At 66.9% G+C, this 23,976-nt stretch carries 26 protein-coding genes; 10 read left to right on the top strand and 16 right to left on the bottom strand.

The window, feature by feature from the left end; all coding sequences use genetic code 11:
* Positions 1–414: 414 nt before the first annotated feature.
* The 8 genes from LIX00_RS03055 to LIX00_RS03020 all read right to left on the bottom strand — a co-directional run bounded on the left by LIX00_RS03055 (position 415) and on the right by LIX00_RS03020 (position 9,831).
* Positions 415–2,133, bottom strand: coding sequence for a glutamate--tRNA ligase (locus tag LIX00_RS03055; protein ID WP_227354717.1), 1,719 nt, complete (start codon positions 2,131–2,133; stop codon positions 415–417).
* 183 nt (positions 2,134–2,316) lie between these two features.
* Positions 2,317–3,372: a geranylfarnesyl diphosphate synthase gene (gene idsA3, locus LIX00_RS03050; RefSeq protein ID WP_227354716.1), complete on the bottom strand. Its 1,056-nt coding sequence runs from the start codon at positions 3,370–3,372 to the stop codon at positions 2,317–2,319.
* A gap of 1 nt (position 3,373) precedes the next feature.
* Complete coding sequence (locus LIX00_RS03045; RefSeq protein ID WP_227354715.1) at positions 3,374–4,720, bottom strand: ribonuclease J; 1,347 nt, start codon at positions 4,718–4,720, stop codon at positions 3,374–3,376.
* 289 nt (positions 4,721–5,009) lie between these two features.
* Entirely contained in the window at positions 5,010–6,137 is a 1,128-nt protein-coding gene (locus LIX00_RS03040) for a methionine synthase (protein ID WP_227354714.1), read from the bottom strand.
* Positions 6,134–7,129: a 5-methyltetrahydropteroyltriglutamate--homocysteine methyltransferase gene (locus LIX00_RS03035; RefSeq protein ID WP_227354713.1), complete on the bottom strand. Its 996-nt coding sequence runs from the start codon at positions 7,127–7,129 to the stop codon at positions 6,134–6,136. The genes LIX00_RS03040 and LIX00_RS03035 overlap by 4 nt, the downstream gene beginning before the upstream one ends.
* A gap of 64 nt (positions 7,130–7,193) precedes the next feature.
* The gene (locus tag LIX00_RS03030) at positions 7,194–7,769 is read right to left on the bottom strand and encodes a HemK2/MTQ2 family protein methyltransferase (RefSeq protein WP_227354712.1); all 576 of its coding nucleotides are present in this window, start codon (positions 7,767–7,769) and stop codon (positions 7,194–7,196) included.
* A complete protein-coding gene (locus LIX00_RS03025; RefSeq protein WP_227354711.1) occupies positions 7,766–8,947 on the bottom strand; it encodes a mechanosensitive ion channel family protein in 1,182 nt (393 codons plus the stop codon). The genes LIX00_RS03030 and LIX00_RS03025 overlap by 4 nt, the downstream gene beginning before the upstream one ends.
* Positions 8,947–9,831: a 16S ribosomal RNA methyltransferase A gene (locus LIX00_RS03020; protein ID WP_227354710.1), complete on the bottom strand. Its 885-nt coding sequence runs from the start codon at positions 9,829–9,831 to the stop codon at positions 8,947–8,949. Before LIX00_RS03020 ends, LIX00_RS03025 begins: the two co-directional genes overlap by 1 nt.
* 112 nt (positions 9,832–9,943) lie before the next feature.
* Between LIX00_RS03020 and LIX00_RS03015 the strand changes: the two genes are divergently transcribed.
* On the top strand, positions 9,944–10,267 hold the full coding sequence (locus tag LIX00_RS03015) for a hypothetical protein (protein WP_227354709.1): 324 nt from the start codon (positions 9,944–9,946) through the stop codon (positions 10,265–10,267).
* Positions 10,268–10,272: 5 nt separating this feature from the next.
* Here LIX00_RS03015 and LIX00_RS03010 read toward each other — a convergent pair whose 3' ends face one another.
* Genes LIX00_RS03010 through LIX00_RS03000 form a run of 3 tightly spaced genes read right to left on the bottom strand, consistent with a single transcriptional unit; the run spans position 10,273 to position 11,540 of the window.
* A complete protein-coding gene (locus LIX00_RS03010; protein WP_227354708.1) occupies positions 10,273–10,845 on the bottom strand; it encodes a DUF655 domain-containing protein in 573 nt (190 codons plus the stop codon).
* Between the two features lie 43 nt (positions 10,846–10,888).
* Complete coding sequence (locus LIX00_RS03005; RefSeq protein WP_227354707.1) at positions 10,889–11,245, bottom strand: RNA polymerase Rpb4 family protein; 357 nt, start codon at positions 11,243–11,245, stop codon at positions 10,889–10,891.
* A 4-nt stretch (positions 11,246–11,249) separates the two neighbouring features.
* Positions 11,250–11,540, bottom strand: a complete 291-nt coding sequence (locus LIX00_RS03000; protein ID WP_227354706.1) for a 50S ribosomal protein L21e — start codon at positions 11,538–11,540, stop codon at positions 11,250–11,252.
* Positions 11,541–11,760: 220 nt separating this feature from the next.
* Between LIX00_RS03000 and LIX00_RS02995 the strand changes: the two genes are divergently transcribed.
* Complete coding sequence (locus LIX00_RS02995; protein ID WP_227354705.1) at positions 11,761–13,548, top strand: acetyl-CoA carboxylase biotin carboxylase subunit; 1,788 nt, start codon at positions 11,761–11,763, stop codon at positions 13,546–13,548.
* Positions 13,549–13,560: 12 nt separating this feature from the next.
* Here LIX00_RS02995 and LIX00_RS02990 read toward each other — a convergent pair whose 3' ends face one another.
* Entirely contained in the window at positions 13,561–13,956 is a 396-nt protein-coding gene (locus tag LIX00_RS02990) for a hypothetical protein (protein ID WP_227354704.1), read from the bottom strand.
* Positions 13,957–14,166: 210 nt separating this feature from the next.
* Between LIX00_RS02990 and LIX00_RS02985 the strand changes: the two genes are divergently transcribed.
* On the top strand, positions 14,167–15,084 hold the full coding sequence (locus LIX00_RS02985; protein ID WP_227354703.1) for a biotin--[acetyl-CoA-carboxylase] ligase: 918 nt from the start codon (positions 14,167–14,169) through the stop codon (positions 15,082–15,084).
* A gap of 19 nt (positions 15,085–15,103) precedes the next feature.
* On the opposite strand, the gene LIX00_RS02980 is transcribed toward LIX00_RS02985, so the two are convergent.
* The 3 genes from LIX00_RS02980 to LIX00_RS02970 form a co-directional block, all read right to left on the bottom strand.
* The gene (locus tag LIX00_RS02980; protein WP_227354702.1) at positions 15,104–15,589 is read right to left on the bottom strand and encodes a universal stress protein; all 486 of its coding nucleotides are present in this window, start codon (positions 15,587–15,589) and stop codon (positions 15,104–15,106) included.
* 80 nt (positions 15,590–15,669) lie between these two features.
* Entirely contained in the window at positions 15,670–16,683 is a 1,014-nt protein-coding gene (locus LIX00_RS02975; RefSeq protein ID WP_227354701.1) for an amidohydrolase family protein, read from the bottom strand.
* A 57-nt stretch (positions 16,684–16,740) separates the two neighbouring features.
* Positions 16,741–17,964 carry an HD domain-containing protein gene (locus tag LIX00_RS02970; RefSeq protein WP_227354700.1) on the bottom strand — a complete coding sequence of 408 codons (1,224 nt, stop codon included), beginning with the start codon at positions 17,962–17,964 and terminating at the stop codon, positions 16,741–16,743.
* 245 nt (positions 17,965–18,209) lie between these two features.
* Here LIX00_RS02970 and cofD point away from each other — a divergent pair, with 245 nt between their 5' ends.
* From cofD to LIX00_RS26250, 7 genes are all read left to right on the top strand, one after another.
* Positions 18,210–19,202 (top strand): 2-phospho-L-lactate transferase, encoded by a 993-nt coding sequence (gene cofD / locus LIX00_RS02965; protein WP_227354699.1) that lies wholly within the window; start codon positions 18,210–18,212, stop codon positions 19,200–19,202.
* 1 nt (position 19,203) lies between these two features.
* Complete coding sequence (locus tag LIX00_RS02960) at positions 19,204–19,947, top strand: tRNA-dihydrouridine synthase (RefSeq protein ID WP_227354698.1); 744 nt, start codon at positions 19,204–19,206, stop codon at positions 19,945–19,947.
* A complete protein-coding gene (locus LIX00_RS02955; RefSeq protein ID WP_227354697.1) occupies positions 19,944–20,780 on the top strand; it encodes a triphosphoribosyl-dephospho-CoA synthase in 837 nt (278 codons plus the stop codon). Before LIX00_RS02960 ends, LIX00_RS02955 begins: the two co-directional genes overlap by 4 nt.
* Complete coding sequence (locus LIX00_RS02950; protein ID WP_227354696.1) at positions 20,777–21,340, top strand: DUF447 domain-containing protein; 564 nt, start codon at positions 20,777–20,779, stop codon at positions 21,338–21,340. Before LIX00_RS02955 ends, LIX00_RS02950 begins: the two co-directional genes overlap by 4 nt.
* Positions 21,341–21,418: 78 nt before the next feature.
* Entirely contained in the window at positions 21,419–22,135 is a 717-nt protein-coding gene (locus tag LIX00_RS02945; protein WP_227354695.1) for a protein sorting system archaetidylserine synthase, read from the top strand.
* Positions 22,136–22,192: 57 nt separating this feature from the next.
* Positions 22,193–23,455 carry a HEAT repeat domain-containing protein gene (locus LIX00_RS02940; RefSeq protein WP_227354694.1) on the top strand — a complete coding sequence of 421 codons (1,263 nt, stop codon included), beginning with the start codon at positions 22,193–22,195 and terminating at the stop codon, positions 23,453–23,455.
* 81 nt (positions 23,456–23,536) lie between these two features.
* On the top strand, positions 23,537–23,689 hold the full coding sequence (locus tag LIX00_RS26250) for a DUF7837 family putative zinc-binding protein (protein ID WP_438267059.1): 153 nt from the start codon (positions 23,537–23,539) through the stop codon (positions 23,687–23,689).
* On the opposite strand, the gene LIX00_RS02935 is transcribed toward LIX00_RS26250, so the two are convergent.
* On the bottom strand, positions 23,674–23,928 hold the full coding sequence (locus tag LIX00_RS02935; protein ID WP_227354693.1) for a hypothetical protein: 255 nt from the start codon (positions 23,926–23,928) through the stop codon (positions 23,674–23,676). The two genes, LIX00_RS26250 and LIX00_RS02935, sit on opposite strands and share 16 nt — an antisense overlap.
* Between the last annotated feature and the right edge of the window lie 48 nt (positions 23,929–23,976).

Raw genomic sequence — 23,976 nt, 5'->3', positions numbered from 1 at the left:
CGTCCCTGTCGATACCATCGCTCACTCGCGGCCGCGGACGCGGAACGAGCCACTGCGGCGAGTTCCGCGTTCGCCGGGGAAGGGCAGGGCGGGGCGGTTTCCTGGCAGATGAAGGGCGAACGAGCGAAGCGAGTGAGGGCTTCACTCACGTGCTCGAGCATCAGCTAGCGACTAACCCACTCTAGCGACTTCCGAGGACCAAACTGCTGCATTCCACTAGTTCGGCTCGAACTATCGCTAGGGCCTATGAACGAAACCCTCGGTCGTCGCTCCCTCCGGTCGCTCCTCCCTCGCCCTTCATCCGCCGAGGGACGCCTACCCTTCCCCGGCGAGGACGAAACTCGCGGTTTAGCTCGTTCCGTCCTCGCGGCCGCGTAGTCGGTCGAATCGGACGAAAAGGGGAATCGGGCGGTGCTACTCGTGCGCGAAGTAGGCGACCGTCTCGTCCTCGTCGTGCCGGTCGACGCGGGCGAACCCGACGCGCTCGAACTGGACGACGTCGTCCGCGTCGGTCTCCGCGAACTCCGGTTCCGCGAACCCGTCCACGTCGCCGTCCATCGTCCGCAGTCGAACCGGGACGTTCTCCTCGGCGGGCACCCAGTGGATGACGTCGACGCCCTCCTCCCGGACCGCGTCGATGTCGTCGCCCGTGTACTGGAGGGCGTCGCGGGTGTGCCGGAAACAGCCAAGCCCCTTCAGCCAGACGCGCTCCCCGTGGTCCGGGATGTCGCCGGGTTCGATTAGCACCGCTTCCCCGGCAGGGATGCGGCGCGTCCCCCTGTCCTCGTGGTCGGGGTGAACCGGCGGCTCCGCGGTCGGGGGGTGCTCGCCGACGAGGGGGTACTCCACGCCGTCGCGGACGAGGAAGTACCGGGGCGCGACGTCGTCCACGAGGTCGCGGTTCTTGGCGTAGACCGTGCTCATCGCCAGGTCGACGTTGCTCGTGGAGGTGCCGAGTTCGGCCATCGCCTCGGTGATGGCCTCGCCGCGAATGCCCCGCCTGCGGACGCTCCGGAGGGTTGGCGCGCGCGGGTCGTCCCAGCCGTCGAGTTCGCCCTTCCGGATGAGTTCGGCGATGGTCGAGGTGGACATCTTCACGTCGTACTCGTCCACCTGCACGTGCCCCCAGTGGATGGTCTCGGGGTACTCCCAGTCGAAGTAGTCGTAGACGAACCGCTGGCGCTTCGCCGAGTCCTGCAGGTCGATGCCGCGGATGATGTGCGTGATGCCTTTCATGTGGTCGTCGATGCCGGACTGGAAGTCGAGCATGGGCCAGCACCGATACTCGGCCGCCTCCGGTCGGGGGTGCGGCGTGTCGACGATTCGGAAGGCGACCCAGTCGCGCAGGGCGGGGTTCTTGTGTTCGATGTCGGTCTTCACTCGGAGCACCATCTCGCCGGAGTCGTACTCCCCGGCGACCATGTTCTCGAACTCCTCCAGCGTCGTCTCGGGGTCTTTGTCGCGGTGCGGGCACGGTTTCGCGTCGTTCTTGAGATTCGAGAACTCCTCGCCCGAACAGGAGCAGGTGTACGCGCCCCCCTCCCCGATGAGGTCGCGGGCGTGGTCGTAGTAGATTTCGAGGCGGTCGCTGGCCCTCATCACCTCGTCGGGGTCGAAGCCGAGGTACTCCACGTCCTCCAGGATGGCGTCGTAGGCGTCCAGGTCGGGACGTTTCGTCTCCGGGTCGGTGTCGTCGAACCGGACGAGGAACCAACCGTCGTACATCTCCTTGTAAGTCCCAATGACGGCGGGCATCCGACCGTGTCCGATATGCCACGGTCCGTTCGGGTTCGGCGCGCAGCGCATTCGAACCTGGTCGTACTCCTCGGCGTTCGGCAGGTCGGGGAGCACGCGCTCTTCCTCCTCGTCTTCGGCGTCGAGTTCTTCGACCAACTCCGGGTCGAGTTCGGCGAGGCGCTCCCTGCGCTCTGCGGCGTCGAGCTGGTTGACCCGCGCGACGACCTTCCCCGCGACCCCGGGAACCTCGTTTCCGTGCTCGCGGAACGCCGGATTCTCGCCCATCAGCGACCCCATGATGGCCCCGACGTCGGCGTCGCTGTCGTGTTTCAGCGCGTTGAACAGCGCGTGTCTCTCCGCCTCCGTCTCGACTCGGGCGCGTAACTCGTCGTCCATCGTCTCGTGGTTTTGAGAGTCTCGATGAAAAACCTCGCTCTTCCGAGCGGGGGCTTCCGCCGGCGGGAATCGCCGACTCGCGAGAATCTTCGAGAACGCCGCGGAGGCTCGCCGGGTCGTCGACCGACTACCGCCCGCCTCGGCGACAGCCGAACGCGTCCGTCGAACGGAACCGACGGACGGTCAGTGGCCGCGTTCGATGAGGTAGTCCGCGATCTGCTCCAGCAGGTAGCGCGACTCGTTCTCCGGAAGCACGTCGAGGTGATCCTTCCCGCGCTGGACGAGTTCCTGCGCCTTCTCTTTCGCGTAGTCGATGCTTCCGGCGTCGTCCAACACGTTCACCGCGGCGTCGATTTCCGCTTCGCTCACGTCGCCGACCTCGTCGGCTTCGACCAGCGAGTCCACGTCGACGCCCTGCTTGCGGGCGTGGAGCGTGATGATGGTCTGTTTGTCCTCCACGAGGTCGCTCCCGCGCTGTTTCCCGAGTTTGTCGCTCGGGACGGTCAGGTCGAGCACGTCGTCCTGAATCTGGAATGCCCGGCCCACGTCGATGCCGTACCGATAGAGCGCCTCCGCGGTATCCTCGTCGGCGCCGAGCAAGACGGCCGGAACGGTCGCCGCCGCCCCGTACAGCACGGCGGTCTTGTTCTCTATCATCTCGAGATACTCCTCGGGGAGTACGTCCGGTCGTTCCTCGAACGCGACGTCGAGCGCCTGTCCTTCGCAGATCTTCGTACAGGTGGATGCGAGCACGTCGAGCGCGCCGACACACCGCTCCGGCGTGGCGTCGGTGTCGAGCATGATCTCGAACGCCTTCGAGTAGAGGGTGTCACCGGCCAGAATCGCCGTCTCGGTGTCGTAAGCGCGGTGAACCGACGGAACGCCGCGGCGCAGGTCGTCGGCGTCCATGATATCGTCGTGGATGAGCGTGAACGACTGGATGACCTCGATGCTCACCGCGGCGGCCATCACGTCCACCTCCGTCCCGTCGAGCGCAGGGAACTTTCGGTAGGCCTCCGACATGGGTTCGACGTCGGCCAGCGCGTCCGCGACCAACAGCAGCACCGTCGGTCGAAGGCGTTTCCCGCCCGCGTCGAGCAGATACCGCGACGCTTCGTAGAGGCGCTCCGGTTCGACGATCGGGAGTTCCTCCTCGATGGCCTCGTTGACCAGTTCGCGGCGCTGTTCGACCGTCTGCGTGACGAGTTCTTCGCGTGATTCCGTGCTCGCGTCTGTCATATCAATCGACCAGCTGGATGAGGTTACCGTTCCGCGAGGCGTGGAGGTCTCGACCGAGGCGGTAGCCCCGACTCTCGCAGAGGTCGACGTACGGCGCGTACCCCTTCATGTTCTGGTGGGCCGGGATGACGTTCTGCGGCTGGAGCGCGTCGAGCATCTGGTAGTGCCCCTCCTCGCGGAGGTGGCCGGAGACGTGCACGTCGTCGTAGATTCGCGCGCCCTGCATCTTCAGGAGGCGCTCGGACTGGTAGCGCTGGCCCTCGTTCGTGGGTTCCGGGATGACCCGCGCGGAGAAGATGACCTTGTCGCCGTCGTCCAACTGGTACGGCGTCTCGCCGCGCCCCATCCGGGTCAGCATCGCGCGGGGTTCGCCCTGGTGGCCGGTCACGATGGGCAGGTAGTTCTCCTTGCCCTCCTTCATGATGCGCTTGAACGTTCGGTCGACCGACTTGCGGTGGCCGAACATGCCCATGTTCTCGGGGAAGTCGACGAAGTTCAGGCGCTCCGCGGTTCCCGAGTACTTCTCCATCGAGCGTCCGAGCAACACCGGAGTGCGGTCGATGTCCTGCGCGAACTCGACGAGGCTCTTCACGCGGGCGATGTGGCTGGAGAACGTCGTCGCCACGATGCCGCCGTCGTAGTCCTGCACGCTGTAGAGCACGTCTTTCAGGTGACGGCGAGCGACCGCCTCGCTCGGCGTGCGACCTTTGCGGCCCGCGTTCGTGCAGTCCTCGATGTACGCGAGGACGCCGTTGCCCTCGCGCCCGATTTCGCGGAACCGCTTCATGTCGATGGGGTCGCCGAGCACGGGCGTGTGGTCCATGCGCTTGTCGAGTCCGTAGACGATAGCGCCCTCGGGCGTGTGAACGACGGGGTTGATGGCGTCGATGATGGAGTGAGTGACGTTCACGAACTCGAGTTCGATGTCGTCGCTCAGCTGGGTCGTCTCCCCGGCTTCCATCTTCACGAGGTCGTTCTCGACGCCGAACTTCTCCTCGCTCTGAATCTGCTGTTTCACCAGTTCGATGGTGAACGGCGATGCGATGATTGGCGCGTTGTACCGGTGAGCCAGTTTGCTGAGCGCCCCGATGTGGTCCAAGTGACCGTGCGTGGGGACGATGGCCTTCACGTCGCCTTCGAGGTCGGACATGACCCGGTCGTCCGGAATCGCGCCCATGTCGATGAGGTCGAGACTGTGTAGTTTCTCGGTTTCGACGTTGTCGTGAAGCAGCACCTTCGACAGGTTCAGACCCATGTCGAAGATAACCACGTCGTCACCCGCGCGCACGGCAGTCATCTGCCGTCCGACTTCTTCGTAGCCGCCGATTGTTGCGATTTCGATTTCCATAGTTTGCTTTCCTCGAGCACTGAAATGCCACGCGTCGTGGCGGTTGCGTTGCTCACTGAAACTCTCGCGGGGCCGCGAGCGTCAGACCCCGGCGTCTTACAGCACGTCGGTCCAGCACTCGCGCGCGGCGGGGGCCGCAGACCCGCGAGTTGCCCAGTCTAGCCTCACCTACGCCCCCGGGTAATAAAAACTGCCGGGATTGCGCTCTACGCGAGCAGCTAGCAGGCGAAAAACGGTGCGTTTCCGAGGAACGAGCGTCGTTCGAACGTCGATTCGCGGGTCGCTCCCGCTAGTCGTCCGCGCTGACGACTTCGCGGCCGACTTCGAGTTCCCCGGAGTCCAACTCCGCCTCGACCTCCCGCGCGGCCTGCACCATGTTCGCCATCTTTCCGTAGGCCACCTCGCGCGGCAGCAACTTCAGCCCGCAGTCGGGGCTCACGGTCAGTCGCTCCGGCGGGACGATTTCGAGGCCCTTGCGGATGTTCGCCTTTATCTCCTCGACGCTCTCGACGCTGGCGTCGTGGGCGTCCGTCACGCCGAGCGCGAGGTTCGCCGTGAACTCGGGGTCGCGGAACACGTCCAGTTGGTCGTAGTCGCCGTTGGCGAGTTCGAGGTCGAACTCGTCCACCGGGAACTCCAGTATCTCGGGGTAGATGCGCGAGTAGTCGCCGTAGCAGACGTGCAGGCCGAGGTACACGTCCTCGGGGATTCCGTCGGCGATGCGCTCCAGACACTCCCCGACGATGGCGTGGTCGTCCGGCGTCGTGGCCAGCGCGGGTTCGTCGATCTGGACGTAGCGCGCGCCGGCGTCGACCAGTTTCTCTATCTCCTCGTTCACGAGGTCGGCGAGGTCGTAGGCCAGCGACTCCTCGTCGTCGTACGCTTCGTTGAAACTCCAACTCGCCAGCGTGTATGGGCCGGTGATGGGCACCTTCACGGGGCGCTCAGCCACCTCGCTCGTGAACTCGTACTCGTCCACCAGCCACGTCTCGTCGTACTCGACTTCCGAGACGACGCTCGGCTTGTCGAAGTAGTTGTGGCCCCACACCTTCACCGGACCGTTGAACTCGTAGCCCTCGATGCGGTGCGCGAAGAACTCGACCATCTCGTTGCGCCGCATCTCGCCGTCGACCACCACGTCGAGGCCCGCGCGCTCGTGTTCGCGGGTGATGAGCCGCGAGGCGTCGTCCTGCGCCTCCTGCAACGCTTTCTCGTCGAAGTCCGCCTCGTCGTCTTCGTACAGGTCGCGCGCCCTGTCCACCCACTTCGGCTTCGGATAGCTCCCGACGACGGTGGTCAGGATGAAGTGGTCGTTGTCGTGGTCCGCGGGGCGGAACTGGTCGCGAACCTCGCTCCGCTCGCGCGTCGTTTCGTCCGAGTCGGCTGTTGGGGACTCCGCCGGCAACTCGTCGCTCATGCTTTCACCTCCTGCACCCGCGCCGCCTCGGCCAGCGCCGCGAGTTTCGCCTCGAACTTGTTGTACGGCAGGTAGAACGGTTCCGTGTTCGTCGTGAGGTAGGCGGTGTCGAACTCGTTGACGTGCGTGTTCTCCTCGAACCACTCGACGCGCTCGGCGATGGTCTCCGGCGACTCGACCAGCGTGTTCTGGCCGTCCGCGAGACCGAGCGCGACCGAGTCCTTCGTCCCGTACTCGTTGACGTTGTGCAGCGTCCCCTCGTGGTCGGTGACGAGGTCGTAGCCCACCGCGTCCACGTCGGCGTCGAGCAGGTGGGCGTGCACCTTCTCGTCCAGCGACCCCCAGTAGGTGTGGACGACGACCTCGGCGTCGGTCGCGTCGGCCACCGCGTCGATGGCCTCGCTAGCGCGGGCGTCCTCGCCGTCGACGGGCGGATTCTCCACGAGCGACGGTTCGAGGAGAAACAGCGTCTCGACGTCGGGGAACGCCCCCGCCTCGCCCGCGAGGAACTCGGCGACCCCCGCGAGGAACTCCTCGTCGTCGCCGTAGAACTCGTCGGTCGCGAGGTCGGCCAGCGAGTAGGGACCGGGGAGAACCGCCTGCAGGTCGTCGGTGAGTTCCGCCGCGGCCTCCAGTTCGGACGCCACGTCGCCGTCGAAGGTGAGTTCGTCCACCACGACGGGGTCGCGGTAGAAGTTGTTGTTGTCGTAGTAGCGGACGATACCCCGCGTCTCCACCGAATCGTGAACCGCGAGGGGGTGCGCGAGCATGTCGTCCCAGCGGAGTTGCCCCTCCACGACGCGGTCGAGTCCGGCGTCCTGCTGTACCCCTGCGACTTCGGCGCGGGCCTTGTCGTATATCCCCGCGAGTTCCGGCCCCTCGTCGCCGGAGATGAGGTCGTCTTTCTGGTGTCCCTTCACGTCGGAGAGGTCGTCTTTCGCCCAGTCCGGGAGGGGGAAGATTCCCGGAGTCGTGGCGACGCGTTCGGTCATGGTACCCGACCGTATGGTATGCCGGTGTTTAATATTTTCCATCCCAGAAAATTATCTACAGTAATCAGCGAACCAGCTTCAGCACCGACAGCGTCTCGAAGGGGAACGATTCGTCCCGGAGCGCGACCGCACCGAACCCGTTCTCGCTCGCCCGCTCGACGACTTCCTCCACGCCCGTGAGACTGCTGACGAGGAGGAAGACCCTGCCCTCCGGCGCGAGCACCCGCCCGACCGAGTCGAGGAACGGGTCGATGACCTCCCGGCCCGACTCGCCGCCCGAGAGCGCGCGCTCCATCCAGTCGTCGCGCTCCTCGTCCGGGTCGGTCGGCAGGTACGGCGGGTTGAACAAGACGGCGTCGAAGACGCCGTCACGAAAGGGGGCGACCAGGTTCGCTCGAACCGCCTCGACGCCGCGGTCGCGCGCACGCTCGCAGGCGTGCGGATTCACGTCGGACCCGAGCACTCGGGCGGTCGTCTCGTCGGCGACGTACTCCGCCACGTAACCCGACCCCGTCCCGACTTCGAGCACGAGTTCGTCCGCGGAAATCTCGCCCGCCGCCGTCTCGGCGAGCAGGTGCGAGTCCTCCGCCGGCTGATACACCGCCGTCTCGACGCCGCGTCGCTCCGCGAGGTTCGTCACGGTCGATCGTCGCCCCCGTCTTCCCCGCCGTCCCCGCCGGACGGTCGCGGGTCGTCGGTATCTTCTCCGCCGTCGGCCGTCGCCCCGAGTTCGCGCCGAGCCCGTCCGGCGACCCGAAAGCCGCCGGTCTCCTCGCGCCCCGAGAGTTCGCGCTGCGGGTAGGGTATCTTGATTCCCTCGCGGTCGAACGCCGCCTTGACCGCCCTGATGACCTCCGTCCGCGCGCGCCACTTCCGGCGGGCGCTGGGCTTGTCGATCCAGAACCGCAGGCCGAGCAGGACGGCGGAGTCGGCGAGCTCCTTCGTCACGACCTCCGGCGACGGAACCGACAGCACGTCGTCCGGTTCCTTCATCGCTTCCTTCGCCAGTTCGCTGGCCCGTCCGACGTCCGTCTCGTAATCGACGCCGACGTCGACCTCCAGTCGCAGGCGGCCCTTCCGACTCCGGTTGGTGATGGTGCTCCCGCCGACCACGTCGTTCGGAATCATCACGTACTCGCCGTCGAACGTCTGGATTCGCGTGTTGACGATGGAGATGTCGGTCACGATTCCCTCTCGGTCTTCGATCTCCACCCAGTCGCCGATCTCGAACGGCCGGGCGAACATCAACATGAACCCCGCCAAAAGCGACCCGAGCGTCTGTCGTGCGGCCATCCCGACGACGATGCCGAGGAATCCCGCGCCGACGAGCAGACCGGTGAGGTCGACTTTCCAGATGCCGAGAACGGCGGTGAAGCCAACGACGTACACGGAAAGCTGCGCGACGCGTATGAACACCTGCGTCTGGTGCTGGGAGAACGCGTCGCGCTGTTTCGTCACCCGCTCGACACCTTGGCGGGTGAATCCGGCGATAACGTATGCCACGGTGAGCGCGAGCACCGTCATCGTGACTTGTACTGCATACTTCGTATCGTGGGTCCACTTCTCGGGGATGATGAGCCCCGTGTTGATCACCCTCCAGAGGAAAGCGAGCGTCGCACTCGCCAGCAGAAGGTAAACGCAGACGCCGCCGACGGTGATGACGTTCGCCAGCGCGTGGGGCATTTTCTCCTGCAAGCGCGGGCGTCCCCGCCACGCGAGTACGAGAACCGCGACGACGGAGAGGACGACGAACGCCGTGATGAACAACCGCACGTCGAGCATGGTGAGGTTGCCGATCTGCTTGACCCACTCGACCATCAGCCACCACCCCGTCCGTGCTCGTCCGCAATCCGCGCCATCGCGGCGAACTGCGCGGGCGCGACCTTCCCGGCGCGCCTCCGGAGGATGTCGTCGTCGAGAACGTCGGAATCGGGGGATTCGAGCGCGTCGACCACCGCGTCGGGGTCGTCCAGCCCCGAGATGTGGGCCGTGTTTCGGATCGCGTTTCGAATCGTCTTCCGGCGCTGGGTGAAGACGGCCTTCACGAAGTCGAGGAAGAACGCCTCGTCGTCCACCTCGTAGTCGGGTCGTCGCGGCGTCGTCCGCACGACGGCGCTCGACACCTCCGGTTGCGGCGCGAACGCCTCGCGCGGGACGCGCTCTACGACCTCCACGTCGGCGTAGTGCTGGGCCGTCACGGAGAGGCGTCCGTAGTCGTCGCTCCCCGCCTCGGCGGCCATTCGCTCAGCGAACTCCTGCTGGAACATCAGCACCATCGGATTCCCACGGGGGAGCAGTCGAAACGCGATTTCGCTGGAGATGCCGTACGGGAGGTTGGCGACGCAGGCGGTGAAGTCGGGGAGTTCGACGTCCAAGGCGTCGCCCTCCACGACCGTCAGCCGCCCCGCGTCGCGCTCCTCTCGGAACTCCCGACGCAGGAACTCGGCGAACTCGGCGTCGCGCTCGACCACCGTCACCCGGTCGGCGACCGCGAGCAGGCGGTCGGTCAGCACGCCCGGCCCGCCGCCGATTTCGAGGACGTGGGAGAGGTCCATCCCCTCGGCGTACTCCGGTATGCGGTCGACCACTCGGTCGTCCACGAGGAAGTGCTGGTCGCGGTTCGGGTCGCCCCGGACGCCGGCCCGTCGGATGAGGGCGTCGGGGTCTCTCGTGCCGTGTTCCTCGCGTGGCGCGCGTCCCATCGTTGTCGCGGTGTAACGGAGCGAATGGCGTAAACCCACCGAGTCGCGCTCGGAACCGGCCGCCATCCTTACTAAGTTAACGACCGAACGTCCGAAACGGAGAGGATAACGAATGGGCCGACGCGATCCCGTAACCCCGGAGTACGATACGTGGAACATCGACCACGACGAGTACAATCGCGCCGAATACGTGGGCGTGATGGGCGTCGGCGAACCCGTCTTCTACGACCCGGAGACGCGCTCGACGTTCAGGGGGAGGGCGCACCCCGACGACGAACGAATCACGCCGATCGAAGGCTCGGAGGAGTCGCTCGGCGCAGAGGAGACCATCGGGCAGGCCATCGAACGACTCGGCGAGAAGACGGGGTGGGACTCGCTCTCGGAGTTCGCGCGCGAGCACTTGGAGAGCGACGATCAGCAGAACGAGTCGAACTGAAAACGCTACTCGCGTCGGGCGAACGTCCGATACTTCAGGTCATCCGCCCGAATTTCTTCGATGATACGCTCGACCAGCACGTCCTCGGGATTGTGGAGTCCGGCGACGCGGTCTTCGAGGTCGTCGAAGCTCTCGAACGGTTGGCGCTTTCGCGCTTCGAGCACGTTGTTCCGCAGTTTCTTCCCGATACCCGGAAGCAGGTTCAACTGGTGGAGTCGGAGGGTGATGGGCTGTGCGTCGTTGTAGAAGTCCACGAACCGCCGTTCGTCCCTTTCGACGACGTCCACCACGGCGTGTTCGAGTTCCGACTGCGCGGCCGCCGAGAGGTCGTCGTACTCTATCTCGCGCACCTTTTCGATGCCCTCGCGGTCCTCCGGCGGTTCGACGGTGACGCTGTCGCCGATTCCGATACCCCCGTCCCGTTCGAGCGTGAGTTCGAGCAGGCGAAAGTCGGACTCGGTCAGCGCGTACGCGAGCGGCTCCTTCTGGTACCGAGGACGGTCGTCGTCCGCTCTGCCGTGCGGCAGAAAGTCGAGCACCACGGCCACCGCTTCGCGGCCACTCTCGGATTCACTCATTGCCCCGTGATACGGTGACGAGTAACTTAAAGAGTCGGTCAGGTTACTCGTACTTCGCCACGACGTTCAGTATCTCGTCCAGTTCCTCGCCGGAGAGGGTGAACCGTTCTTGGGCGTAGATGGCCCGGAGTTCGTCGCGGTCTTTCGGCAGGAGGTCGGTTATCTTGAACGCCGTCGGCTCGTCCACCTTCTCCAGTTCGAGCAGTTCCGTAACCAGTTCCCGGGACTCCTCGGCGTCGAGCACCGCGAACCGATTGACGTGTTCGATGGCGCGCGAGAGGTTGTACGGCATCTCGCGGGTCTCGTCCATCGCGCGTTCGTACTCGATGTCCGCGAGCAGCTCTTTCGCCTCCGCGGTGGTGAGATACTCCTCGCCGAGCTTTTCCTTGAAGATGGTCATGGAGTTACTCCTGTGCGCGGAGGTGTGCGGGCTTGACGATGAGGGTCTTGTCCTTGCCGCCGTCGTTGATGACGACCTTGTAGGCTTGCCCCTGCCGACCCTCGACCTCGCCCGTTCGACCGTCGAAGCGCGGGTGGAAGCGACCGTCGCGGACGCTCGGGTCGATTTTGAGGTGGACCTTCTGCCCGGCCTCGAACTGCTGGACGGCGCGCTGTGGCGGAGAGGTGCCGCGTTCTCGGGGGTTGTTCGATAACTTTTCGCGGGTGCTGTGGTACGGTCCGTGCGAGCTCGGCATAGTCGTACGACGCTCTTGTTCGGTGACGGTTATAAAACGTACGTTCTGCGGTCGCCGCGACGGCTTTTTCGGAGCGCTCGCGGACGCGGCTCCGTCGTCGCGGTTCGAGCCGGTGCGGCCGGTCGTCCGTCAACCCGATTTCAGCGCTCAGTTGACGGCCGCAACCCCGAGATAAGAACCGACAGAATGAGGTAACCCACCCGAATACTCTCCCGCAAGGATGTTCGACAAGGTTCTCGTCGCCAATCGCGGGGAAATCGCGGTTCGCGTGATGCGCGCCTGCGAGGAACTCGGAATCGACACCGTCGCCGTCTACAGCGACGCCGACCGAAATTCGGGACACGTCCGCTACGCCGACGAAGCGTACAACGTCGGCCCGGCGCGGGCGGCCGACTCGTATCTCGACCAGGAGGCCATCATCGACGCCGCGGAGAAGGCCGGCGCGGACGCCATCCACCCCGGCTACGGCTTCCTCGCCGAGAACGCCGACTTCGCCGCGAAGGTCGAAGCCACCGACGGCGTGACGTGGATCGGCCCGACCAGCGACTCGATGGAGCAACTCGGCGAGAAGACGAAGGCCCGCAAGGTGATGCGAGGGGCCGACGTTCCCATCGTTCCGGGGACGACCGACCCCGTCACCGACCCCGAGGAGGTGCGCGCGTTCGGCGAGGAACACGGCTACCCCATCGCCATCAAGGCCGAGGGCGGCGGCGGCGGGCGCGGGATGAAGGTCGTTCGGACGGAAGACGAGGTCGAAGACCAACTCGACTCCGCGCAGCGCGAGGGCGAGGCGTACTTCGACAACGACTCGGTCTACCTCGAACGCTACCTCGAACGGCCGCGCCACATCGAGGTGCAGATAATCGCCGACGAGCACGGCAACGTCCGCCACCTCGGCGAGCGCGACTGCTCGCTCCAGCGCCGCCACCAGAAGGTCATCGAGGAAGGACCCTCGCCCGCGCTCTCCGACGCGCTCCGGGAGGAGATAGGCGAGGCGGCCCGACAGGGCGTGAAGGCGTCCGAGTACGTCAACGCCGGAACAGTGGAGTTCCTCGTCGAGGACGGCGAGTTCTTCTTCCTCGAAGTGAACACCCGCATCCAGGTCGAGCACTGCGTCACCGAGGAACTGACGGGCATCGACATCGTGAAGTGGCAGATTCGGGTCGCGGCGGGCGACGAACTCGACTTCGCGCAGGAGGACGTGGAGCTGGAGGGCCACGCGATGGAGTTCCGCATCAACGCCGAGAACGCGGCGGAGGACTTCGCGCCCGCCCGCGGCGGCACGCTCGACGTGTACGACCCGCCGGGCGGAATCGGCGTTCGCCTCGACGACGCGCTCCGGCAGGGCGACGACCTCGTGACGGACTACGACTCGATGATCGCGAAACTCATCGTCCACGGGGCGGACCGCGAGGAGTGTCTCGCCCGCGGTCGGCGCGCGCTGGCGGAGTACGACATCGAGGGCGTCGTCACCATCATCCCCTTCCACCGTGCGATGCTCGAAGACGAGGCGTTCGTCGCCGGCGAGCACACGACGAAATACCTGGACGAGCACCTGGACGAGCGGAAGATAGCGGAGGCGCAGGAGAAGTGGGGGTCGACCGAAGCGTCGAGCGACGACGAGGAGACCGTCGAACGCGAGTTCACGGTCGAGGTCAACGGGAAGCGATTCGAAGTCAATCTCGAAGAGCGCGGCGCGGCGGCGGTTCCCGCGAACGCCAACTCGGGCGGCCAGAAGCCCGAACCGGCGGGCGGCAGTAGCGGCGGCGGCGGCGAATCCGTCGTGGACGCCGAGGGCGAGACCGTCTCCGCCGAGATGCAGGGAACAATCCTCGACGTGAGAGTCGAGGAGGGCGACGAAATCCAGGCCGGCGACGTGGTCTGCGTCCTCGAAGCGATGAAGATGGAAAACGACGTGGTCGCCTCGCGGGGCGGCACGGTCACGCAGGTCGCGGTTAGCGAGGGCGAGAGCGTGGACATGGGCGACGTGCTCGTCGTCGTGGACTGAGCGAGCGAACCCTTACCGTTCGGGCTCCGTCACCGGCACCGACTCCGGAAGCGGTTCGACGCGAAACACGTACTCCGCGTAGACGCCGTCGAGATTCGCGGGGCGCTCCTCGGCGGTGTGGGTCCGACACAGGAGGGCTTTCGCCTCGACCGCGCCGTGCCCCGTTTCCTCTTGGTACCGTTCGAGGACGACAAACGCCGCCGCCTCGTCGCAACCGCGTCGGTGACACCGACGCGGGGAGTCCGCGTTTTCGTCCGCGTCGTCGCGAACGTCGCCGGACTCCTCTCGTTCGTCGCGCGGCGGCTCGGTTTCGTCGGCACGCTCGCGCGCTTCGGAGAGTTCCCGCTCTCGCTGGCGCTTCTCCGCGTCGTGAGCTTGCTTGTTCCGACCTTTTTTCGTGTCTGCCATGCTCTAACATGGGTGGCCGAGGGGGATAACGCTGTGGTCGCTCGCCGGTGTCCGTCGAAGTGCCCCGAATCGACTCGCAGCACCGGCGCGGATATCGTCGGTCGCGGCACCGGGGCCGCGGTTTCGGACGGTCTCTCCGTCGAGGGTCTTTCTCCACCTTCGCCGCCGCGAAACGCACGACTCTTGTCGCGACCCGCCTTATCGCGCGACATGAACGACACGCGCCGAGCCGTCCTGGACGCGCTCGCCGACGGTCCGGTTTCCGGTCCGGAACTCGCCGAGCGCCTCGACGTGTCCCGAAACGCGGTCTGGAAGCACGTCGAGGCGCTCCGCGAGGCGGGGTACGAAATCGAGACCACGAACAAAGGCTACGTTCTCGGCGAGGCTTCGGAGTTCGGCCCCACGGTCGAGTACGGTCTCGACGCCCCCTTCGAGGTCGAGTACCACGAGTCCATCGGGAGCACGAACGACCGAGCGCGGAATCTCGCGGCGGACGGAGCGAAAGACGTGGTCGTGCTGGCCGACGAACAGGTCGGCGGGCGGGGCCGACTGGACCGCGAGTGGGTCGGACCGTCCGGCGGCGTCTGGATGAGTATCGTCCTCCGGCCGAACCTGCCGCCGGCGCACGTCCCGCTGCTGACGCTCGCCGCCGCGGTCGCCGTGACGCGCGCCGCCCGCGAGGCGGGCGTTCCGGCGGAGATCAAGTGGCCGAACGACGTTCTCGTGGGGGAAGAGAAACTCGCGGGAATCCTCACCGAGATGGAGGGCGAGGCGGACCGCGTCTCGTGGATCGTCGTCGGAATCGGCGTGAACGTCAACGTCCCCGGAGCGTCGCTTCCCGAGGGCGCGACGAGCGTGCAGGAGGCGGCGGGGAGCGTGAACCGTCGAATATTCGTCCAGCGCCTGTTAGAGGAGTTCGACGCGCTCCGCGCGAACACCGACGACGTGCTCGGCGCGTGGCGCGAGCGAGCGGCGACGCTCGGACAGCGAGTAAGAATCGAAACGCGGGACGGAGACGTGATAGGGAACGCGGTGGACGTCGTGACGCCCGGCGCGCTGGTCGTGGCGACCGACGACGGCGAGGTTCGCGTTCACGCGGGCGACTGCGAACACCTCCGACCCGTCTGAGCGCCCGCGCCCGCGCCGTCTAACTGCTCCCCTTCGCCCCCTCGCTCGCCTCGGTTTTCGGCGAGTTCTCGTCCGCGCCGACCCGGACGGTGAGCACCGGGACGGTGGAGGCGCGGACGACGCGCTCCGCGACGCTCCCGAGCAGGAGTCGGTCGATGCCGCCGCGGCCGTGGGTACCCATCACGATGAGGTCGAAACCGCCCTGCTCCGCGTATCGAACGATTTCCCGGTTCGGCGGCCCCTCCACGAGGTGGGTCGTGAGCGACACGTCGTAGCGATCCGCGACGCGACGCACGTCTTCGAGCGCGGACTCGCCCTCCTCCTGAAGCATGTCGTTGATGCCCTCCCACGAGGTTTCCATCGGGAGGCTGGCGAACGTCGCCGAGTTGACGACGTAGATCGCGTGCAGTTCCGCCCCGTGCGCCTCGGCCAGTTCGGCGGCGTGTTCGACCACTCGTTCGGTCTCCGCCGAACCGTCGGTCGGCACGAGAATTCGATCGTACATGATACGTTACCGAATAGCACGGTTCGCGCCTTCTTAACTCGTTTGGTGTCTTCGGCCTTCGAACCGAAAGTCAGCCGGGACTACAGCAGCACGTCCTTCACGTCGGTCGCCCCCGCGCGGCGGACGACGGCGCGAATCACGTTGCGACTTCCGACGAGGTTGTCCGAGTCGCCGTCGAGGACGAGCAGTTTCGCGTCCCGACCCGGTTCCACGACGCCGCAGTTCAGCCCCGCGATTTGCGCGCCGTTCCGCGTCGCCATTCGGAGCACCTCCCGCGGGGACGCTTCGGTCAGTTTCGCCGCGAACTCCATCTCCCGAAACATCGACGGACTGTTCAGCATCACGTTGTCCGTCCCGAGCGCGACCGTCGTCCTGTCGAGCAGTTCCCGAATCGGCGGCAGGCCGACGCCGGTGACGAGGTTCGACCGCGGGCAGACCGCGACGGGAATCTCGCTGTCCTCGATTCGGTCGAGGTGGATCGGTTCCGGGTGGACGACGTGGACGAGGAAGTTCGGCGAGAGGTCGAGCGCCGGGTTGATGTCGCTGGAATCGACCTCCCCCGCGTGGATGCCGAACAGCTTTCCGGCCCGGGCGGTCGCGTTGCGCTCGTGGCCGAAGTCCGCGTCGTTCGCGCCGCTCGCGCCGAATCCGTCGCCGGCCTCCATCGCCTCGACCGTCTCGCGTCCGAGGATGACCGGGTCGACGTCGAGTCCTTCGACCGCCTCTCGCAGCGCGAAGACGCCCTCGACGCCGCCCTCGCGGAATTCGAGAAACGACGCCGTCCCTGTCCGCTGCATGAACCGCACCGACCGGCGCATCGCTTCGACCGTCTCCGCTCGGGTCGCCTCGCGGAGCAGTCGATGTTTCAATCCGTCGGGCGGCGCGACGAGTTCTTCGAGCGAGAGGCCCGCACCCGCCTCCTTCGCGATCGAATCGCCGATGTGCGTGTGGGCGTTGACGAACGCGGGGAGGACGACGTCCGACGACGAGACGGACTCCTCTTCGACAGCCGTTATCGTACCGTCTTCGACCACCACGCGACCCTCGACGGGGTCGAAGTTCGGGCCGCGCAGTATCGTACCCTCGACGAACATGCGAGGAAGTTGTTAGCAGCGGGTCTTAAACTCCTCGTCGCGGTTCGAGCGGACGCCTCACTCGAAGTCGTCCAGCGTCGTCCTGACGCCGGTCCGAACGTCGCTGACGAGCGCCCCGTCGGTGGCGAGTCCGAGCACGCGCTCCGCCGCGAGTCCGACCCGCTCCGTCTCCTCCGCCGGCGCGTAGACGCCCAGTCGCCACTGGTCGCGCTGGACTCGCTGGAGCGCCCTGACGAGCGTCGACTGCCGGGCGAGGGGCCTGACTTCGCCGTTGACGATGACGCGCGACGAGGACTCGGTCATCCGCGGGCGACCCGGAACGTCGAGGATGACCGAGTCCGGATCGACCCCCGCGCTCTCGGCGATGTCGGCTTCGTGGTCGCGGACGGTCTCGTGGTCGGCGTCGATGACGTCGTCGGGCACGTCCGCCATCTCGGCCCAGACGGCGCGCTTGTAGAGGTCGCGGTCCGAGAGGCAGCGCGCGAACTCGGCGGTGTTCGGGTTCGCACGGAGCGCGACGAGCAGGTCGTGGTCGTCCATCCGGCGCAACTCCTCGGCGTCGATGTCCGGCGCGTCGAGGAGTCGCTCGCTCGCGCGTTGGAGCATGGATTTGCTGATCCGCGTGACGTGGTGGTTGTACACCGTCGGGTTCATCAGCGCGCGAGCGACCAGCAGGCTCTCGGCGGTCTGGACGTTCCCCTCCGCGAGCACCAGTTCGCCGTCGAGGAAGGTCAGTTCGCGGACGAGACGCTGGTGGTCGATGGTGCCGTACGGAACCCCCGTGTGGTGGGCGTCGCGGACGAGGTAGTCCATCCTGTCCACGTCGAGTTCGCCGGAGACGACCTGTCCGAGTTCGCCGTCCCCCGCGATGAGTCCGGCGACGGTGTCGGGGTCTAAGTCGTGCGCCCGGAGCACGTCGCCGACCTCCGACCCGACGAGCAGGTCGTGCACGTCGTCGTGGTACTTGCCCGTGCGGCGGTGGATGAGGTCTTCGATGGTGTGGCTGTAGGGGGAGTGCCCCACGTCGTGGAGGATGGCGGCGGCGCGGACGCGCTCGGCCTGCACGCCCTCGATGCCGAGGTTGGCGAGGGCCTCGCACGCGAGGTGGTACACCCCGAGGCTGTGTTCGAATCGCGTGTGGTTCGCGGAGGGATAGACGAGGCGGGCGGTTCCGAGTTGCGTGATGTGGCGGAGTCGCTGGACCGCGGGGGTGTCGAGCAAGTCCCGCGCGACGCCGACCACGTCGATGTGGTCGTGGACGCTGTCCTTGATGGTCTTCATTGTGACGTGTTTCGGTCGTCGTGGTATAAAAACCGAAGGACGAGGAGGGCGATTACCGCGTCAGATACGACCGGGAGCGACAGACGTTCGTGCGGCTGGAGACGACGGTCGACGAGGAGGCGAACGTCGCTCGCGCGAACGTCGACGGCGACGGCACGTACCTCGCGTTGCACGTCGAAACGTGGCGATCGCTCTGGGAGTAACCGAGCGCAAGAATTTACACGACCCCGCGACCATCTCCGAGCATGGTAACGTTTCTCTCCGGGGGAACGGGCACCCCCAAGCTTCTGGACGGCGCGCGCTCGGTCTTCTCGCCCGCCGAGACGACCGTCGTCGGGAACACGGGCGACGACGTCGAGTTGGGGGGACTGCTCGTCTGCCCCGACATCGACACCGTGCTGTTCCAGCAGGGCGACGTGCTGAACCGCGAGACGTGGTGGGGAATCGCCGACGACACGACCGAGACCCACGACGAACTCCACCGACTCGCCGAGTCGGCGGGCCTCTCCGACGGCCCGCGCTACCTCCCAGACGAGTTCCAGACCGACGGGAGAGACATCGCTCGCTGGCGGCGGTTCTCCGGCGTCGCGGAGTTCATGCTGCTGGGCGACCGCGACCGGGCGGTTCACGTCACGCGGACGGGGTTACTGGACGAGGGCCACACCCTCACCGAGACGACCCGTCTCCTCGCCGACGCCTTCGACGCCCCGGTCGACGTGGTTCCGATGAGCGACGACCCGGTGGCGAGCATCGTCCGCACGCCGGGCGGGGAGATGCACTTCCAGGAGTTCTGGGTCGCGCGCGGCGGCGACCCCGAAGTCGTGGACGTGGAGTTCCGGGGCGCCGACGAGGCCGACCCGTCGCCCGCCGCGCTGGACGCGATTTCGGACGAACCGGTCGTCGTCGGCCCGTCGAACCCGGTGACGAGCATCGGCCCGATGCTCGCCGTCGACGAACTCCGCGAGGCGCTGGAATCGACCACCGTGGTCGCCGTCTCGCCGTTCGTGGAAGACCGCGTCTTCTCCGGGCCGGCGGCGAAACTGATGGCGGCGGTGGGCTACGACCCGAGCACCGCGGGCGTGGCGGCGGCGTACCCCTTCGCGGACGCCTTCGTGCTGGACGACGAGGACGGGACGAACCTCGACCGGCCGGTCGTCAGGACGGACACGGAGATGAACGACGCCGCGGACGCGGAACGCGTCGCGCGCGCGGCCGAACGCGCGCTGGAGGTGGCTTGAGATGTTCGAGCCGCGGGTCGCGCTGGCGAGTCTCAGCGGCGAATCCGACGCCGAGTGGGCGCTTGCAGGTGCGGGACACGTCGGGGCGGCGTTTCTGGGCGGTATCGCGCTGGACGAAGAGACGCGCGAGGCGGCCCGAAAAATGGTCGACCGCGACCGCGAGGAGTTCCTGCCGGACGACCCCGTCGCCTTCGCGGACGACCAACTCGCCGCGCTCGCCGACGCGCCGCTCCGTCCGGGGTTCAACGTGCGCTCCGCGACCCTGCCACCGATTCGCGCCGCCGCCGAGGTGTGCCGCGCGCACGACGCGATTCTGGAGGTGAACGCGCACTGCCGACAGGACGAGATGTGCGCGGCGGGCGCGGGGCAGTCGCTGCTTCGAAACCCCGACAGACTCCGCGAGCAGGTTCGGGCGGCCGCCGAGACGGGCGCGGCGGTCGGCGTCAAGGTTCGAACCGAGATGTCCGGCGTCGACCTCCCGGAAGTCGCCCGCGTCGTCGCGGACGCCGGCGCGGACGTCGTCCACGTGGACGCGATGGACTCGGAGCGCGCGGTCGCCGAAATCGCGGCGGCGACCGACTGCTTCCTCGTCGCGAACAACGGCGTCCGGGACGGGGAGACGGTCGCCGAGTACCTCGACTACGGCGCGGACGCGGTGAGCGTCGGGCGACCCAGCGACCGTCCGGCGGTCCTCTCGCGGGTTCGCCGCGCGACCGACGAGTGGTTCGCGGAGGCGGTCGCATGACGCCCGCGGAACGAGCGCAACTCGCGCTGTTGTTGGAGGTCGCGGGGACGCCGAAACCCGGCAACGTCGACCGCGAACGGGACTTTCCCGACCTCCGGTTCGAACACTTCCTCGCCGGGGCGGTCGGCGCCGGGGCGGGGCTTCGGGCGGCCGAAGACGGCGCGGCGGTCGGCGAGGCGTTCGAGGAGGCCGTCGCCGGGATGAGCGGGCAGTCGGGGGGCAACACGCAGTTCGGGGCGCTCTGCCTGCTGGTTCCCCTCGTGAAGGCGGACGAACCCGCCCCCGACGCCGTCGCCGAGGTCGTCGAGTCCACGACGGTCGCTGACGCCGAGGGGTTCTACCGCGCGTTCGAGCACGTCGACGTGTACGTCGACGACCCGCCCGAGGGTGCGGACGAGTTCGACGTGCGCCGGGGGAGCGACGCGATTCCGGCCGTCAGGGACGCCGAACTCACCCTCTACGACGTGATGGAGCTCGGGGCGGACGAGGACGGCATCGCCCGCGAGTGGACGAACGAGTTCGAACGGACGTTCCGGGCGGGCGAGCGAATCGCGGAACTCGAGGGACCGCTCTCGGGTCGCGGCGCGCGCGTCTACCTCGAACTGCTGGCCCGCGAACCGGACACCTTCGTGGCGAAACAGCACGGGAGGAGGGTCGCTGAGAGCGTCCGCGTTCGCGCGCAGGAGGCGCTTCAAGGGGCGCGCAACGGCGACTTGGAACTCCTTCGCGCCTTCGCCGACTCGCTGGTCGAGGACGGTATCAACCCCGGAACGACCGCGGACATCGTCGCCGGCGGGTTGTTCGTCGCGTTGGCGCGGGGAGAGACGCCGTGACCGAGTGGCCGGTCGAACTCCGGGGCGTGACCGAGTCGGTCGTCACGACGCTCGGCCCGAACGACCTCTGGAACGCGGCGGCGCTCGGCCTCCGCGCGGGCGACCCCGTGACGGCCCGAACGTGGGGAAACACCCGAACGCGGCGGAACTTCCGCCGGAGGGGCGGCGGCGTCGTCCAGTTCACCCGCGACCCCGTGGACTTCGCGGACGCCGCGCTCTCGATTCGGGAGGAGTCGGGAGCGGTGCTCGACTCCGCCGACGCGTGGGTCGAGGTCGAGGTCGAGCGGGTCGATTCGGGGGAGTCGGGCGGAACGCGCTGGGAGGAGTGGGCGCTGACGCCGGTCGACTCGGAAATCGTGCGGGAGGCGGTTCCGACGACCAACCGGGGGTTCGCGGCGGTCGTGGAGGCGACCGTGGCCGCGTCCCGTCTCGGCGTGGAGGGCTACGACGCCGACGAACTCCGGGCGCGACTGGACTACTTCGAGGACGTGGCTCGCACGTGCGGGGGCGAGCGCGAGCGCGAGGCCTTCGACCGGATTCGAGACGTCGCCGAGCGGTGAGTTTCGGCGACGGCGTATTTTCCGCCTCGAGCGTGCTTTCAAAAGACGTATCAAGCGCGCTCGCACTACTCGCCGGGTATGAAACCCCGGTTCGTCGGTCGGCTGTCGCTGGCCGACGCGGTGACCGTCTCGAACGCCGCGCTCGGCTTTCTGGCGGTTGCGACGGCGACCGCGAACCCCGAACTGGCGGCGCGCCTCATCCTGCTGGCCGCGGTGGCGGACGGACTCGACGGCGTGCTGGCCCGCCACGTCGGGAGTTCGGCGGCGGGGCCGTACCTCGACTCGCTGGCCGACATGGCCTCGTTCTCGGTCGCGCCGGCGATGCTGGTCGTCGCCGTCGTGCGCGAAGCGTGGGGATTCGACGCGCTCCGCGTCGCGGTGGCGCTCGCCGGCGGCGCGCTGTTCGTCGCGATGGCCATCGTCAGGTTGGGGCTGTACACGGCCTACGACACCGACGACGACGTGACCGAAGGGGTTCCGACGACGCTCGCGTCGGTCATCATCAGCGCCGGGGTGCTCGCTGGGTTCACCGACCCGTTCGTCCTCGTCCCGCTCGCGTTCGTCCTCGCGGGACTGATGGTGTCGACGATTACGTACCCCGACCTGTTGGCCCGCGACGCGCTCATCATGGGAATCGTCCACTCGCTCGCGGTGCTCGTCCCGGACTTTCGGGGACGAGCGTTCCCCTACGCCCTGCTGACGCTGGCGCTGGCGTACCTCGTGCTCTCGCCGCAGTTTTACTGGCGGACGACGGACGGGAAAACCGCGCCGACGACAGAAGGGAAACGCTCTTGATGGGCACGCACCGATTTTTCGGCATATGAGAGCAACGGCTTTCCCGGGGGTGGACGCATGAGCGACGAAGACGCCGAAGGGACCGAGGAGGAGCAGACCGAGGAGACGGAACCCGAATCGGAGACGGAACCCGTCGACGCGGCCACCGTCGAGGAACAACTCGACGAAGCGGAGTCGGAACTCGAAGCCGCCGAGACGGAAGCCGACCTCGACGTGGTCGAAGCGAAACTCGACAAGATAGAGGGGCTGCTGGAGAGCGCCGATATTCCCGAACCGGAAGACGAGGACGAGGAAGACCCGCGAGAGGAGTTGGAGACCCGACTCTCCGACCTCCGCGACGAACTCGAGGACCAGCGCGGGCCGTACGCCGCGGACGTTATCGGCGACATCGAGGACGCCGCATCGACCGTTCGGGACACCCGCTGGACCGACGAGGGGAGCGGCGAACTCGTCGACGTCGTCGAATCGTTCGTCGAAACGGTGCAGGACACGCTCAACACCGATTTCGGCGTCACCCTATCCCGGAACTCGGACGACCTCGCGGAAGTACTCGAAAACTCGGCCGCCGCCGTCGGCGACGCGGATCTCGACCCGGACGAGGACGCGGACACCATCGAGGCGCTGGTCGCGGCGACCGAGGAGCTGAAACAGGGTATCGACGACGCCGAGGAGTGGAGCGACCTCGAAACGCGCGACCAGCTCGAAGCCGAAGGGTTCTACGAGGTGCTCGACCACCGGAAGGACTACCCGCCGGAGTGGCACGCCCTCAAAGTCTGGGAGAAGAAAGACCGGGCGGACATGGTGCTCCTCGCGCTCGATTCGCTCCAGTCGAACTTCATGGAGCGTCACTGCCTCGACGCGCTCGAACGGATGGGCAACGAGGAGGCGCTCGAACCCATGCTCCAACGAGCGAACCGGCGCGATAAGGACGCCATCCGCATCCTCGGTAAGATCGGGAGCGACGAAGCCATCGACGCCATCGTCGACTACGTCGACGCCGACCCCGGGATGGCGAAGACCGTCATCAAAGCACTCGGCGAAATCGGAAGCGACGAGGTGACGCAGGAAATCGCGGATCAACTCGTCGCGGACGACGAAGGCGTTCGCAGCCACGCCGCTCGCGCCCTCGGTCGCATCGGCGACACGCGGGCCATCGACCCCCTCGCGGACACGCTCGAAAACGACGAGTCGGACTCCGTCCGCGCGAGCGCCGCGTGGGCGCTGAACCAGATCGGAACTGCCCGGGCGCTCGACGCGGTGCGCGGCTACGCCGACGACCGCGCCTTCCTCGTCCAGAGCGAGGCCGAAAAGGCGCTGTAGTCGGCCGGTAAGGAGTCATTACCGTCCTCTAATCGGTCAATAACAAAGGTTATTAAGCGACCACTTCCGGCCGAGAGGTAAATGGCGACCGAACCCGTTCGACTCGGCGCGTGCCCGAACTGCGAGAGCGACATTCCGAGTGGCTATCTTCTCATCGAATACGAAACGGAAAACGGTCGCGCGCAGTTCGCCGAATGTCCCGACTGCCGAGAGGTCGTTCACCCGAGACTCTGAGCGAGGAGAACCGCCAGAAATTCGAGCGCGAACGCGAGCGCGACGAGAAACGCGCCGACGCGACCGATCCACGTGTGTTCCGTCACCTCCATCGGCGAGATGTCGATGGTGTAATCGTTGTAGTCCGGGTCGTACTCGATGTAGTCCGGAATCTGAAAGAACTCGAAGAAGACGAGCACCGCGCCGAGCGCCCCCAGCGCGTACCCGGCCAGTTCGAGCGCGATCGGTATCGAGACCATACCGAGAGACCGAACGTCGCTGACAAAAATCCACCGTTCCGAACGTTT

Source organism: Haladaptatus salinisoli (assembly GCF_020614375.1).
Classification (GTDB): Archaea; Halobacteriota; Halobacteria; order Halobacteriales; family Haladaptataceae; genus Haladaptatus; species Haladaptatus salinisoli.
The sequence above is the reverse complement of the archived record's forward strand: the minus strand, read 5'-3'. Positions and strand labels throughout refer to the sequence as shown.